Origin of the sequence: Aeromonas sp. 602396, assembly GCF_049173735.1 — a bacterium.
GTDB classification, from domain to species: domain Bacteria; phylum Pseudomonadota; class Gammaproteobacteria; order Enterobacterales; family Aeromonadaceae; genus Aeromonas; species Aeromonas veronii_A.
Genome location: NZ_JAAKSD010000004.1, coordinates 40,882 through 55,160 on the forward strand (window position 1 = coordinate 40,882; position 14,279 = coordinate 55,160).

Annotated in this window: 11 protein-coding genes; 6 read left to right on the forward strand and 5 right to left on the reverse strand. The window is 58.6% G+C overall.

Annotated features, from left to right (window positions below):
* Positions 1-25 precede the first annotated feature (25 nt).
* The 3 genes from aerA to G5229_RS07080 form a co-directional block, all read right to left on the reverse strand.
* Complete coding sequence (gene aerA / locus G5229_RS07070; protein WP_421205753.1) at positions 26-1,489, reverse strand: aerolysin AerA; 1,464 nt, start codon at positions 1,487-1,489, stop codon at positions 26-28.
* Positions 1,490-1,749: 260 nt separating this feature from the next.
* On the reverse strand, positions 1,750-2,235 hold the full coding sequence (locus G5229_RS07075) for a hypothetical protein (RefSeq protein ID WP_376889940.1): 486 nt from the start codon (positions 2,233-2,235) through the stop codon (positions 1,750-1,752).
* An 86-nt stretch (positions 2,236-2,321) separates the two neighbouring features.
* Entirely contained in the window at positions 2,322-2,744 is a 423-nt protein-coding gene (locus G5229_RS07080) for a hypothetical protein (protein ID WP_005340092.1), read from the reverse strand.
* 88 nt (positions 2,745-2,832) lie between these two features.
* Between G5229_RS07080 and G5229_RS07085 the strand changes: the two genes are divergently transcribed.
* Positions 2,833-3,501 (forward strand): response regulator transcription factor, encoded by a 669-nt coding sequence (locus G5229_RS07085; RefSeq protein WP_005340090.1) that lies wholly within the window; start codon positions 2,833-2,835, stop codon positions 3,499-3,501.
* Positions 3,498-4,742, forward strand: a complete 1,245-nt coding sequence (locus G5229_RS07090) for a sensor histidine kinase (RefSeq protein ID WP_167565606.1) — start codon at positions 3,498-3,500, stop codon at positions 4,740-4,742. Before G5229_RS07085 ends, G5229_RS07090 begins: the two co-directional genes overlap by 4 nt.
* Positions 4,743-4,837: 95 nt before the next feature.
* Here the strand turns inward: G5229_RS07090 and rimK are convergent, their stop codons facing one another.
* Both rimK and metH read right to left on the reverse strand, forming a co-directional pair.
* Positions 4,838-5,734, reverse strand: a complete 897-nt coding sequence (rimK, locus tag G5229_RS07095; protein ID WP_005340088.1) for a 30S ribosomal protein S6--L-glutamate ligase — start codon at positions 5,732-5,734, stop codon at positions 4,838-4,840.
* A 231-nt stretch (positions 5,735-5,965) separates the two neighbouring features.
* A complete protein-coding gene (gene metH, locus G5229_RS07100; protein ID WP_421208861.1) occupies positions 5,966-9,661 on the reverse strand; it encodes a methionine synthase in 3,696 nt (1,231 codons plus the stop codon).
* A 216-nt stretch (positions 9,662-9,877) separates the two neighbouring features.
* On the opposite strand from metH, the gene G5229_RS07105 reads away from it, so the two are divergent.
* The 4 genes from G5229_RS07105 (at position 9,878) to G5229_RS07120 (ending at position 14,265) form a co-directional block, all read left to right on the forward strand.
* Positions 9,878-11,155 (forward strand): cation:proton antiporter, encoded by a 1,278-nt coding sequence (locus tag G5229_RS07105; RefSeq protein ID WP_019446508.1) that lies wholly within the window; start codon positions 9,878-9,880, stop codon positions 11,153-11,155.
* A 506-nt stretch (positions 11,156-11,661) separates the two neighbouring features.
* Positions 11,662-11,838, forward strand: coding sequence for a hypothetical protein (locus tag G5229_RS07110; RefSeq protein WP_118854342.1), 177 nt, complete (start codon positions 11,662-11,664; stop codon positions 11,836-11,838).
* Positions 11,839-11,992: 154 nt separating this feature from the next.
* A complete protein-coding gene (locus G5229_RS07115; RefSeq protein WP_421208862.1) occupies positions 11,993-13,228 on the forward strand; it encodes a tyrosine-type recombinase/integrase in 1,236 nt (411 codons plus the stop codon).
* 2 nt (positions 13,229-13,230) lie between these two features.
* A complete protein-coding gene (locus G5229_RS07120) occupies positions 13,231-14,265 on the forward strand; it encodes a hypothetical protein (RefSeq protein ID WP_421205553.1) in 1,035 nt (344 codons plus the stop codon).
* Positions 14,266-14,279: the final 14 nt, after the last annotated feature.

A 14,279-nucleotide genomic window follows, 5' to 3' on the forward strand; every position in this document is an offset into this window, starting at 1 on the left:
CTATGAAAGGGGCCTGAGAGGGAGGTTATTGAACCGGCACTATGGTCAGGGATACATTGCCAAACCCTTCGTTGGCAAGGGCCTCGCTGTCCAGATCCACACCGGTAAGCGCCACCTCATCGGCAGAGGCACTGCGCAGCTGGGCAGCCTTCGCGGAACGGGTCTGGGGCTGACCGATTTCGATATCGCCGGCAAACTGGCTCTCGGCATAGAAGTCACCGGTCACTGCCGAACGGATCGGGCGCAGCACACGACCCAGGTTATTCTGCATGGTCGACAAACCATACTCGCTGATGGTCCAGTTCCAGTCCCACCACTTCACTTCACCCGGGATATAACGCTTGTCCCACTGATAGCGGATGCTGCTCGCCTTGTCGCGGAACGGGCCGACGGCAAAGGTGTGCTCCCAGGTCGGACGATTCTCCGGATGGGTATACCAGGCATTGCCGCCCCAACGCAGGAAGCCCTTCATGGTCAGGTCATAATTGACCTCGGCCTTGAACTCGTAGGGGTAGGAGATGTTGGACTTGTAGAGGGCAACCCGCACCGGCAGGCTGGAGTGAGGCGGCACCGTGGGGCGCGCTTCAACCGAGACGGTCTCGGTGGTCGAGCCCCCGTGTTGGGAAGCCCAGCTCTGGCTCGCCGCAATCTCGATGGCAAGCTCGGTCTCACCCACCAGCGGCCACTGGAACTTGTTCTTGGTGGTCACCTTCTCGCTCAGACTGTAGGTGTCGGTCTTCGACCAGTTGGTGGCCTTGTCGTACTTCAGGGTCACCACCACCTGCTGGGGCAGGTCGGTGTAGTTGGTCGCATTGGCCGTGATGGTCTTGACCAGCTGCTTGCCGCTCTCGGTGACCTGACCATGGCTGAAGGAGTCGGGTTCCAGGGTATATGAGAAGTTGCTTACCTTGATGGAACTCTTCTCCCCGCAACGATATCCGGAGCAGCCGCCGTCATTATTTCCCTTTATCAACCAGCCATCACCAACCCGGGTAACATCCATATCTTCCCCGACATAAGGGCTATGATTCCCACCCACCCAGGCGTATCCCAAATAATGGGCGAGATAACTGACTGGCTTGATAAAATAATCATTATCATGGACAAGCCGCCATTGCACATCGACCTCATCACCCGCTGGAATATTCCAGTCAGAGAGTGTCGGTATTTCTCCGGAAACCGGTGAGTTGGGATAACACCAGGTTTCTCCGGCAGTGCCCTGTTTGATTTCGCCATTATATCCCGGCCCCATAATCACCCAGCGATCCGCCAGCCCGGTGATCTGCCACTGCCCCATGCGGCTGACCAGATTACCCTTGATACTCATGGCTTCATCGCGGGTCAGAGGACGGTAACCACTGGCACAGACGCCCGTGCCAAGACCCGCCCACTTGACCTGATCAGGGTAGACAGGTTCAGCCGCCTGCACCTGAGCGAGCATCAATGAAGACGCAAAAAACGCCAGATTGGCGGTAATTATTCTATTCATCATTTATCCCTCTTTCAGACATGCGATAATTGTTATTGTGTAGAAATATCCTTTTTCATTTGACAGGGATGGACTCCGACAAAACCTGACACAAATAAAATAAACCACCAAAAAACATCCATGACAAACAAAATAATGGTGATACAGGAAAATAATTAGAGCGATGACTTTATTGAGGAATAAATCATAAATATTGTGACAGTCATTATTTAATGGCTGCCACAATATGGTGAAACCATATTAAATAAGAAGATGCTGAATTACTCTTCCGGATTGATCACTTCAATTCCCTGCAATATTCCATCCGCCGAACGGATCAATACCAGCTCGCTCCCGGCATGCAGATCGGCGGCCGAGCCGTTGACCCAGCGCACCTGCGGATTGAGTCGCACAGTGCCCAGGGTGGCCAGCGTGAGCTGCCGGTCATCGAAGGATTGCAGGCGATCTTGCGCCCGCAGCCAGGGCTGATTGGCCAGCGGGGCTCTGGCGGCCAACAGCTCAATCCGGGTGGCAACGCCATTAGCCACCAGCAGGGCGAGCTGGTCGCCGGGTTTGAGTGGCTGCGGCCAAATATCCCCCTGCCGCCAAACAGCGGCACTGCCCTGCTCCACCTCGGCCCCCTGAAATTGCAGGCGGATGCCGTCGCTGTGCTCCAGCTCCACCAGCCACAATTCGTTGGCTCCCGCCTGCGCCGCCCAGAGCGGTACACCCAGCATCCATGCACACCACTTTCTCGATTGTTCCATCTTCGTTCGTCCCTGAACAAAAAGCCCATGCTGGACAAGCATGGGCTTCATTCGGGAGCATTTCTAATCGGAACGCAGAGATCGGATCAGTCATCCTCGCGGCAGCGGCTCAGGCGCATGCCGTCAAACTTGCACTCCAGCTCAAGCCAGCGCCCTTCAAACGGCGCCAGACTGTTATCCGAAGTGGTGTAGCCCCAGATCCGCCCCCCTTCCACCGGCCCCTCCAGATCCATCTCGTCCTTGTCATCTTCGTCGAGGGCTTCGACCTTGCGCACATAGCGCACGCCGTTCTCCACCACCCCCTTCATCTCGACCCAGGTACCGCCGAGATCATCCTCGTTGAGCCAATCCTTGAAGCGGGTCTGGTCGTCGATCACGAACGGCATGCCGTTGACCATCAACTGGCCAAGCTGCCAGGTGGTGCGGCCGGTCAGTTTGAATTCGGTCGCCTGTGCGGTGCCAAGTGGCAACAAGATCAACAGCAGGAGGGCGCAGAGAGACTTCTTCATCAGGGATCCTCGGGGTTACACTGGCAAACAGGATGCCGAATCCGGTGTGAAAAGAGCGTGAAACGCTCGCCAACCAGGAGAGCAAAGCATGAAGATTTTGGTAGTGGAAGACAATCCTCAGGTGGCGGAAACCATCATGGATTATCTGGAGCTGGCCGGTCACCGCCTCGATTGTGCCTATCACGGTCAGGCGGCGCTGCAACTGCTGGAGGAGCAGCGTTTTGACGTCATCATCATGGACGTGATGATGCCACGCCTCGATGGGCTCAGCACAGTGGCGCGCCTGCGCGAGCAGGGGATTGCCACTCCCGTGCTGTTTCTCACCGCCCGCGACAGCCTGGAGGACAAGCTGGCAGGCTTCAAGGCGGGAGGGGATGACTATCTGGTCAAGCCGTTCGCCATGGAGGAGCTGGAGGTGCGGCTGCAAGCCCTCAGCCTGCGCGGCCCGCGCGGCGATGTGGGGGCCATCAGCTTTGGCGATCTGACGGTCGATGTCGCCAGCGGCCGCGCCACCCGCGCCGGTGAGCCCCTCAAGCTCGGCAAGATCCCGTTCCGGATCCTCGCCCTGCTGGCCCGCCGCGCCCCCGCCATCGTCAGCCGTCAGGAGGTGCTCGACACCGTCTGGGGGGATGAGGAGCCCGACTCCGATGCCCTGCGCAGCCATATCTACGCCCTGCGCAACGCGCTCGACAAACCCTTCCCCACTCCCATGCTGGAGACCCTGCACGGCCAGGGCTACCGACTGGTGAGCGCATGAGCCTGCCGAGCCTGCGCCGCCGCCTGATCATGGCACTCGGCGGCGCCGGGGTGGTGCTGCTGATCCTGCTCTCCGGCCTGATGCTGGTGGCCGAGGACAAGATGGAAGAGCTGAGCCTGCGCCACTGGCTGGAAGCCGAAGTGACCCGCTACAGCGATGACTGGCTGCGACTCGGCCCGGCCGCCGCAGCCCCGAGCCCCAGACAGTTCTCCAGCTACTGGACCGAGGCGGGCCGCCTGCCGAAATGGCTGAAGCCCTACCAGACCCCCGGCTTTTTCGAACATCAGCTGGGCAAGGAGGACAAACACTTTCTGGTGGCCCGTCACCCCTCCGGCGAGGGACTGCTCTATCTGGTGTTCAACGACGACGCCGATGACTACCTCGACCCCTACGAAGACAAGCTGCATCTGGCGACCCGGCTGATCGGGCTGGCGCTGCTGCTCGCCTGCCTCGGCTTCGGCATCTGGCTGGTACGCCATATCACAGGGCCGCTGCAACGGCTGCAACAGAGGGTCGCCCACCTCACCCCGGATCAGGCTGATTTCGAGCCCGACGCCCCCTGGCAGGAGCTGCGGGATATCGAGCTGGCGCTGCTGGCCGGCAAACAGGAGGTGAGCGCAGTGTTCGCCCGCGAGCAGGAGTTCAGCCGTTTCGCCAGCCACGAGCTGCGCACCCCCAACATGGTGATCCAGGGCTCGGCGGCCCTGCTCGGCAAGGTGACGGACTTGCCCGCACCGGCCGCCCGCGCCACCACCCGCATCCGCGCCGCCGCCGACGAGATGGCGCTGCTCACCGAGACCTTCCTGCTGCTGGGCCGCAAGGAGGCAGTGGAGCGACCGCTGCAACAGGTCACCCCGCTGATCCGTCAGGAGCTGGCCCGCCTCGCTCCGCTGTTGCAGCGGGAGGCCCTCGATATCCGGCTGAACCTGGACGAGAGCAGCGAAGTAAACGCCCCCCTCTCCCTGCTCGCCATCGCCCTCGGCAACCTGCTGAAAAATGCCCTGAGCTATGCCGAGGGACATATCGACATCGAGCTGTGTGGCCCGGTGCTCACCATCAGCAACCCGACGGCGGCGGCGCCGGATCAGATCCTCGGCTACGGCTGTGGCCTCACCATCATTCAGCGCATCTGCGAGAAGCTGGGCTGGCAGATCGACACCCGGCTCGAGGATGGCGTATTCAGCGCAAGGCTGGCGATGATCACTGCCGAACAGTTCCCTCTCCCTTTGGGAGAGGGTTAGGGTGAGGGCGCAGTGGCACCGCCAACCCACCAGCCAGATAGCAACAAGGCGCCCGAGGGCGCCCTGTTTCTATCTGATGGATGCAAGCGTTAGGCTCACTCCGCCGGTTTATTCTTGCGGCTCGCCTTGAGTTCGAGGAACTCGATGATCTTGCCGGCCACATCCTTGCCGGAGGCGGCTTCCACCCCTTGCAGGCCGGGGGAGGAGTTGACCTCCAGCACCAGCGGGCCACGGGCGCTGCGCAGGATATCGACCCCCGCTACATCCAGCCCCATGATCTTGGCGGCCTGCACCGCGGTGGCTCGCTCTTCCGGAGTGATCTTGATCGCCTCGGCGGTGCCGCCACGGTGCAGGTTGGAGCGAAACTCCCCCGGCTGGGCCTGGCGGCGCATGGCGGCAACCACCTTGCCGTTGACCACCAGACAGCGGATATCGGCGCCATTGGCCTCGCGGATATACTCCTGCACCAGAATGTTGTTGTTGGTCTGGATAAAGGCCTCGATCACGCTCTCGGCGGCCTTCTGGGTCTCGCAGAGCACCACGCCAATCCCCTGGGTTCCCTCCAGCAGTTTCACCACCAGCGGCGCCCCGCCCACCATGGTGATGAGGTCGGGCACGTCGTGGGTGCTGTGGGCATAGCCGGTGATGGGCAGGCCGATACCGTGGCGGGAGAGCAGCTGCATCGCCCGCAGCTTGTCGCGGGAACGGCTGATGGCCACCGAGCTGTTGAGGGCCATGGTGTTCATCATCTCGAACTGACGCAGCACGGCGGTGCCGTAGGCGGTAATGCTGGCCCCGATCCGCGGGATCACGGCGTCATAACTTCCCAGCTCCCCACCCTCGTAGTGAATGGAAGGGTTGTGGGAAGCGATATTCATATAGCAGCGCAGGGTGTCGAGCACCTCTACCTGATGACCGCGCGCCTGTGCCACCTCGACCAGACGGCGGGTGGAGTAGTTTTTCGGCTCACGGGATAAAATGGCGATCTTCATGACAATTCCGCTAGAAGGCTGTGCCTGGGCAGGATGGGGCGGGAGAGTATAAGGTGCCACAGCGCCAAGACAACGCCAATTGTTTATCCTGACAACAAGACAAACCACACCAAACCGCACGCTACCACATCACTGTGACCAACAGGTTAAACGGCGGCTCTGCGCAGATTGTTCAACCCGAGCAAGGATGCCGCCGTTTCTCGTTAAAGATCAACCGATGTCACGCGGGAGTCAGTTCAGGTTGGGCCCCAGCCAGCGCTCGGCCTCGGCCAGCGTCATCCCCTTGCGGGCGGCGTAATCTTCCACCTGATCTTGCTGGATCTGCGCCACCGCGAAGTATTTGCTCTCGGGGTGGGAGAAGTACCAGCCCGACACCGCCGCCCCCGGCCACATGGCGTAGGATTCGGTCAGCTGCATGCCGATAGCCTGCTCCACCTCCAGCAGTTCCCAGATGCTCCCCTTCTCGGTGTGCTCCGGGCAGGCCGGATAACCGGGGGCCGGGCGGATGCCCTGATAGTTTTCGCGGATCAGCTCCTCGTTGCTGAGGGCCTCGTCGGGAGCATAACCCCAATGAACCTTTCGCACCTGCTCGTGCAGATACTCGGCAAAGGCTTCGGCCAGACGGTCGCACACCGCCTGAATAAGGATGGCGTTGTAGTCATCGTGCTGCGCCTTGTAGGCCTTGGCGATGGCCTCCTCACCGATGCCGCCGGTCACCGCGAAGGCGCCGATCCAGTCGGGCTTGCCGCTCTCTTTCGGCGCCACATAGTCCGCCAGACAGTAGTTGGGGAAGCCCTGCTTCTCGCTCTGCTGGCGCAGGTGGTGCAGCACCTTGATGACCTCGGTGCGCGATTCGTCGCTGTAGACCTCGATGCTGTCCCCTACCGCGTTGGCGGGGAACAGACCGATCACCCCGGCGCAGCGCACGCTCTGATCCTTTTCCAGCTGATCCAGCATGGCGTTGGCATCGGCAAACAACCTGGTCGCCTCCTCGCCAATGATCTCGTCCTCAAGGATGCGTGGATACTTGCCCGCCAGCTCCCAGCTGAGGAAGAACGGCGTCCAGTCGATGTAGGGGCGCAGTACCGAAATGGCCACATCTTCGAACTTCTGCACCCCGAGCTCGCGGGGCTTGGGTGGCTGGTAGCCAACCCAATCCAGCTGATGCCGGTTGGCACGGGCATGGGCCAGACTGACCGGGCGGGAGCGCGGCTGCTTGCGGGCATGCTGATCCCGGGCGATCTCGTACTCCTTGTCGATGCGGGCGACAAACGCCTCCTTGAGATCCGGGCTGAGCAGGCTCTGGGCCACCCCCACCGCGCGGGAGGCGTTGGAGACATAGACCACAGGCTCCGAGTAGTTCTGCTCGATCTTCACCGCAGTGTGGGCCTTGGAGGTGGTGGCACCGCCGATCAAGAGCGGCAGCTTGAAGCCCTGACGCTCCATCTCCTTGGCCACGTGCACCATCTCGTCCAGCGACGGGGTGATGAGACCCGACAACCCGATGATATCGGCGCCGACCTCCCGCGCAGTCTTGAGAATGGTCTCGCAGGAGACCATGACCCCGAGGTCGACAATCTCGAAGTTGTTGCACTGCAGCACTACCCCGACGATGTTCTTGCCGATGTCGTGCACATCCCCCTTCACGGTCGCCAGCACGATTTTGCCGTTGCTGGAGCCACCCGACTTTTCTGCCTCGATATAGGGTTGCAGATAGGCCACCGCCCGCTTCATCACCCGCGCCGATTTCACCACCTGCGGCAGGAACATCTTGCCCGCGCCGAACAGGTCGCCGACCACGTTCATACCATCCATCAACGGCCCTTCGATGACGTGCAGCGGCTTCTCGGCGCCAGCGCGCGCCTCTTCGGTATCCTCTTCGATAAAGTCGGTGATCCCCTTGACCAGCGCGTGCTCCAGCCGCTTGCCCACCGGCCAGCTGCGCCACTCCTGATCCCGCGGATCCTCGGCCTGGGCACCGGCACCGCGATACTTCTCGGCGATGGCCAGCAGCTCCTCGGTGGCGTTGTCATTGAGGTTGAGCACCACCGCCTCGACCTTCTCTTTCAGCTCCGCCGGAATGTCTTCATAGATGGCGAGCTGACCGGCGTTGACGATCCCCATGTCCATGCCGTTCTTGATGGCGTGGTAGAGGAAGACGGCGTGAATGGCTTCGCGCACCGGCTCGTTGCCACGAAACGAAAACGAGACGTTGGAGACGCCGCCGGAGATCATGGCGTGGGGCAGGTGCGTCTTGATGTCCTTCACCGCCTCGATGAAGTCCACCGCGTAGTTGTTGTGTTCGTCGATGCCGGTCGCCACCGCGAAGATGTTGGGATCGAAGATAATGTCTTCCGGCGGGAAACCGACCTGATCCACCAGGATCCGGTAGGCACGCTGGCAGATCTCGAACTTGCGGGCGCGGGTGTCGGCCTGCCCCGCCTCATCGAACGCCATCACGATGACGGCGGCGCCGTAGCGGCGCAGCAGTTTCGCCTGCTGAATGAACTTCTCCTCCCCCTCTTTCATGGAGATGGAATTGACCACCGGCTTGCCCTGCACGCACTTGAGGCCCGCCTCCAGCACCTCCCACTTGGAGGAGTCGATCATCACCGGCACCCGGGCGATATCCGGCTCACCGGCGATGAGGTTGAGGAAGCGCACCATGGCCGCTTCGGCGTCCAGCATCCCCTCGTCCATATTGATGTCGATGATCTGGGCGCCGTTCTCTACCTGCTGCTTGGCAACATCGAGCGCCTCGTCGTAGAGCCCCTCCTTGATCAGCCGCTTGAACTTGGCCGAACCGGTAACGTTGGTGCGCTCACCCACGTTCACGAACATGGACTCGGGGGTGATGATAAGGGGCTCGAGACCTGACAGGCGGCAGGCCACCGCCAGCTCGGGCAGCACACGCGGCTTGATGCCCGCCACGGCGTCGGCCATGGCGCGGATATGGGTCGGGGTGGTGCCGCAACAGCCACCGACCAGGTTGAGAAAGCCGCTTTGGGCCCACTCGCGGATATGCTCCGCCATCTCGACGGCATCGAGGTCGTACTCGCCGAACGCATTGGGCAGACCGGCGTTGGGGTGGGCGCTGACGCAGGATTCGCTGATGCGAGACAGCTCCTCCACATACTGGCGAAGCTCGTCCGGCCCCAACGCACAGTTGAGGCCGAACGACACCGGTTTGACGTGACGCAGCGAGTGGTAGAAGGCTTCGGTGGTCTGGCCGGAGAGGGTTCGGCCGGAGGCATCGGTAATGGTGCCGGAGATCATCACCGGCAGGCTGTAGCCCAGCGCCTCGAACACCCCTTCCACCGCGAAGGCGGCGGCCTTGGCGTTGAGGGTATCGAAGATGGTTTCGATCAGGATGATGTCAGCGCCGCCCTCGATCAGGGCATGGGTCGATTCGGTGTAGGCGGCCACCAGCTGGTCATAGGTGACGTTACGCTTGCCGGGATCGTTCACATCCGGCGAGATGGAGGCGGTACGGTTGGTGGGGCCCAACACCCCTGCCACGAAACGCGGCTTGGCGGGATCTTTTGCCGTCCACTCGTCGGCCACGGCGCGGGCCAGACGGGCGGCTTCACGGTTGATCTCGGCCGAGAATTCTTCCATCTCGTAATCGGCCATGGCGATGCGAGTGGCGTTGAAGGTGTTGGTCTCGAGAATGTCGGCCCCGGCAGCGCAATACTGCTCGTGGATCTCGCGGATCACCGCCGGACGGGTCAGCACCAGCAGATCGTTGTTGCCCTTGATGTCGGTATGCCAGTCGGCAAACCGCTCACCCCGATAATCTGCCTCCCCCAGCTTGTATCCCTGGATCATGGTGCCCATGGCCCCGTCGATGATCAGGATCCGCTCCCTGAGGCAGGCTTCCAGCTTCTTTGTTACGTCCGACTGCTTGCTCGGCTCTCTGCTCGACATTACGTTCGACACCGCGTGTTCCTCTTACATCCATGCAACTGCGTAAACAGCATCCTAACAGCAAACAAATAAAATGGAAATCTAGCCGTCTATCAGTCCAAATGTGCCACCATATACTCATTTATGGGTAATGAGTAACATAGGGCCCGAGAGTAACCTATGCCCGTCCTGCATAGGGATACGTGCTTGCTGTCTACCAACGAGAAAAAAATAACTATGAGCGTCTACTACACACTCTGTTTTCTGGCAGCGTTGGCGATTTTTATCGCCTTTGCCAACCAGTATGTTGTGAAGATCCAGACCACCATCGCCATCACTGCGGGCTCCATGCTGATCTCCGCACTGCTGGTGCTGTTTGGCAAACTGGGTTGGTTCAATCTGGAACCTCTTGCCGTCAAGACCATGGAGAGCATCGACTTCCAGAACTTCCTGCTGAAGGGGATTCTGGGCTTCCTGCTGTTCGCCGGTGGCCTCGGCATCAACCTCAAGGCGCTGCGTAGCCAGAAGTGGGAGATCACCATTCTGGCCATCATTGCCACCCTGCTCTCCACCTTCCTCATCGGCTACGGCTTCTGGTTTATCGCCAAGCTGCTGGGCTGGGAGTTGCCGCTGGTCTACTGCATGCTGTTCGGCGCGCTGATCTCCCCCACTGACCCGATTGCCGTACTGGCCATCGTCAAGAAGATGAAAGCGCCGCCCCAGATCGCCATCCAGATCGAAGGGGAATCCCTGTTCAACGATGGTGTTGGCCTCGTCATCTTCGCTACCGTGTTTGCCGTCGCCTTTGGCGGTGTCGAGCCCACCTTCGGTAGCGTGGCCGGTCTGTTCCTGCACGAAGCCCTCGGCGGCATCCTGTTCGGCGCCGTGCTGGGTCTTATAGCCCACGTGATGATCAGCGCCACCGATGACGGTTCATTGGAGCTGCTGCTGACCCTCTGCATCCCGACCGCCGGTTTTGCCTTTGCCAACATGATCGGCGTCTCTGGCGCACTGGCCATGGTGGTCACCGGCATCATGATCGGCAACTGGACCCGTCACTCCGGCTTCTCCGAGCAGAGCAGCCATCACCTGGATCACTTCTGGGAGTTGATGGACCAGTTCCTCAACGCCCTGCTGTTCCTGCTGATCGGTCTGGCGCTGGTACTGCTGGATCTCGCCTGGCGTGACTGGATCCTGCTGGTCATTGCGGTGCCGCTCTGCCTGGGCGCCCGCTTTATCAGCGTGTCGCTGCCCTATGTGGCTTTCCGCCGATTCCGCAATTACAACACCTTCTCGGTGCGGATCCTCACCTGGGGTGGCCTGCGCGGTGGTCTGGCGATGGCGATGGCACTGGCACTCCCCTCCGGCGTCATGATGATCCCGGAACATGGCGTCGACCTGCGGGAGGTCATCCTGGTGATGACCTACTCGGTGGTGATGTTCTCCATCGTGGTGCAAGGCATGACCATCACCCCGATGATCACGGCCGCCAAGAAGGCCTGTGGCGACTACTGAGTCGGCCCACTGTGCTGGTTGCAGAATGAGAGAGGGCTCCCGTCGGGAGCCCTCTTTTTATGGCGGATAGATGCGAATATTTGCTGCTGATAGCACCTTGATTACACAGAGGAAAAGCGTACTGACTTCAACATTGGCAAATTATTGTTTGCTTTTTATTCATTTCGAGGAGAGAATGCGCGCCGGCTAGTTAATCAGCCCTGTTTATGTTTATCCTGCAATGCTTCACCTCACGATGAATCCTGCCAGTACCCGCATAACCTTCTTCTGATTTACTCGCCTTGAGAACCGTCAGGCTGTCTGCCTGCGTTGCCCGGCTCTCACGGTGCAGACCCGATCTGCCCACCCAATTTGATTTATGCATCAGCATATTCCTTGAAAGTGCAGACGCCCTTTAACCGGGCTGGGTATTCCTGCGCGCTTGTCGTTCACCCAATCGACCGCGCCCATTGACCTGACATTTGCCAATACAAGGAGCAAACACCTAATTTATATAGAGAAATACCATGATGAAAGCAGTACAAACACACAAGCCCCTGCGTCGCAGCAAGCCCATCAACCTGCCTGTGCAAGAGCACGACAATGATGCGTTTCTGATCCAGTTCAGCACCCGCTTCAGCGGCGGTTTCGCCATCTCCTGTGATGGTATCGCTGGCGAGTTCTCCATCGAAGAACTCAACTGACGTTTCGTTACGTCCAATTAAAACCCGCCTTGCCTACAAAAGCCCCATGATATATAAGGCCCACTGAGAATTCATGTCCCATCAGGTGATGGGAGGTGATACCAGTTAGGGATACATATGTGGGGTTTTTTATGGGGTTTTGTGGGGGTATAAAATGGCATTAGTGGTCACTGCACTCAGGAAAATGCTTGGCACCCCCCACGGCGGCAAGAAGCCCATCCGTAAAGTGGATCGCGGCGATGGACTGAATGCCTTCTGGCATCCAAGCGGGTCAGTCAGCTTTGTTTTCCGCTATCGCTTTAATGGGAAAAATCTGGAAGTGACCTTGGGGAAGTTCACCAACAACAGCGCAGGGATCGATATTGAAGAAGCCCGCAGGAAAACCGAGCAATGTAAAGGATGGCTAGCGGCCGGCCACAATCCAGCGTTGATGCTCAAACTGGCCAAAGAAGAACGACTGAAACCAGTCACGGTAGAAGATGCGATTTGTTATTGGCTGGATAACTACGCAGCTAAAAACAGAAAGAATGCCCCAAAGATCCGGCAACAATTCCAAAAATGGATCTTTCCCAAGATAGGCTATCTCCCACTCATCGATTGTGAGACCAGACACTGGCTGGTGGCTTTTGATGAATGCAACAAGCAGGTACCTGTTACCGCTGGCATGCTCTTCCAGATCTCCAAACAGGCGCTGAAGTATTGCCGTGTTCGATGCTATGCCGTCTCGAATGTACTCAATGACCTGACTATTGCAGATGTAGGTAAACGGGGTGGAAAAAGGGATCGCGTTCTGAGTCTTGCAGAAATCCACGCTCTGATGGAATGGATCCAAAGCCCCTCCTCCAACACCTACTATCGTGCACTATCTCTCTTGCTACTATCTTTCGGAGCAAGAACACGTGAAGTGCGGGAATCCCATATAACAGAGTGGGATCTAGCCGCAGGGATATGGACCGTTCCTATCGAACATTCAAAAACGGACCACAAAATTGTCCGCGCCATACCTGAGCGACTCAAACCGATGCTCGCCGAACTTATCGCAACCGCAAAAAAGAACAAAACGCCCTATCTTCTCGGCCAGCTCAAGAAAGTGAGCACGGTGGCGACCTACGGCCACAAGTTGTCAGTAAGACTTGGACATAGCCCTTTCTGGACCTTCCACGATTTACGACGCTCTCTTGCAACCCATCTCACAACTGCTGGGATCGCCCCACATGTGATCGAAATCATTGCCGGCCATAGTCTAAAGGGAGTCATGAGTCATTATATTCACGACCACCGGCTATCAGAACAAAAAGCCACCCTCGAGTTATGGCAGTCAATAATCTGGAACTCCACGGCCAGCAGCAATATCATCCACTTAAATAAGGCTGCATGGCGACATCAATAACTATGAAGAGATGCAATTTACCGGACACCGACTACCTCAAGATTACCAAGGCAGCCAGCGAACTGGGTTGCAAGGTAGAAGACATAATCCATTGGGCAGCCAATCAGAAGACCACGCTCTATTTGATGCTAGAAGAGTCAGAATGTGCCGTCATCGTACGCAACCTGGACCCAGCACAGCCAAATGATGCCTTCGACAAGCAGATGGGAGCTCAGGACCGGTTGGTCAATGCGACGCTGAAGATCACTCAGGGTGAATTTGGGCTGGCACGACTCCACTTTAATGATGTGCGTCCAAGCAAACTGTTTGGTGGCGTCCCCATGTTCTACCGCTTCAGTTACGGCGGGGTTACCTATCCATTAACCTTGATGGCCAAGGCTTCCGGACTCTGGACTGTGGGCCACAGCTTTGCCAAGCAGTTGGAAACTCACGGGATGGTGGAGTTCCGCTCCTTCTTTGTGACACACGGTTATCTGCTCACCCTCAACAATCCCATTGATGGCTTTCAGGTCTCCATTGTGCCAGTTACCTCTGCCAAAAACCCCGAGGTGCCAGATTGCCGTGTATTTCCCGAGCACTTGTGGTTGACTCATGAGAGCGTGAAGCAACTATTCAGCAACACGGCCCGGCATTCATCTCGTTCGGGGATTACAGCCCTCAACAAACACCCCAGATATTCCCCCAAAAAACATGCAATGCTCATCTTCCTGACGGAATTGCTGGTGGAGCATGATGACGTGCTGGCAACCATCGCCGTTGATCGGGATACCTTCACATCCTCTCACTATCACCAACTGGTCATCGAGCTGCGTCACGCTCTACAGTGTCCTGATAAGGAGTTGGTCAAGCAGCTTATCAAACGGTGTGCGCACACCTCGGCAGGCTTTCTCTTTCTGGCTAACAGGCCGTTTGAAGAGTGGTCGAATACCGCGATTGCAGAAGCGATTCAAACGCTGATGTGCTCAAGGCCACGAGATCAAATACAGAGCCAGTTGGCCAATGTCGACAAAAACACCATCCGAGATTGGTTAAATTAACGACCATCACGGTG

Coding starts and splice junctions, on each gene's coding strand:
- aerA (WP_421205753.1), bottom strand. CDS start 1,489: ATGAATAGAATAATTACCGCCAATCTGGCGTTTTTTGCGTCTTCATTG.
- G5229_RS07075 (WP_376889940.1), bottom strand. CDS start 2,235: ATGGAACAATCGAGAAAGTGGTGTGCATGGATGCTGGGTGTACCGCTC.
- G5229_RS07080 (WP_005340092.1), bottom strand. CDS start 2,744: ATGAAGAAGTCTCTCTGCGCCCTCCTGCTGTTGATCTTGTTGCCACTT.
- G5229_RS07085 (WP_005340090.1), top strand. CDS start 2,833: ATGAAGATTTTGGTAGTGGAAGACAATCCTCAGGTGGCGGAAACCATC.
- G5229_RS07090 (WP_167565606.1), top strand. CDS start 3,498: ATGAGCCTGCCGAGCCTGCGCCGCCGCCTGATCATGGCACTCGGCGGC.
- rimK (WP_005340088.1), bottom strand. CDS start 5,734: ATGAAGATCGCCATTTTATCCCGTGAGCCGAAAAACTACTCCACCCGC.
- metH (WP_421208861.1), bottom strand. CDS start 9,661: ATGTCGAGCAGAGAGCCGAGCAAGCAGTCGGACGTAACAAAGAAGCTG.
- G5229_RS07105 (WP_019446508.1), top strand. CDS start 9,878: ATGAGCGTCTACTACACACTCTGTTTTCTGGCAGCGTTGGCGATTTTT.
- G5229_RS07110 (WP_118854342.1), top strand. CDS start 11,662: ATGATGAAAGCAGTACAAACACACAAGCCCCTGCGTCGCAGCAAGCCC.
- G5229_RS07115 (WP_421208862.1), top strand. CDS start 11,993: ATGGCATTAGTGGTCACTGCACTCAGGAAAATGCTTGGCACCCCCCAC.
- G5229_RS07120 (WP_421205553.1), top strand. CDS start 13,231: ATGAAGAGATGCAATTTACCGGACACCGACTACCTCAAGATTACCAAG.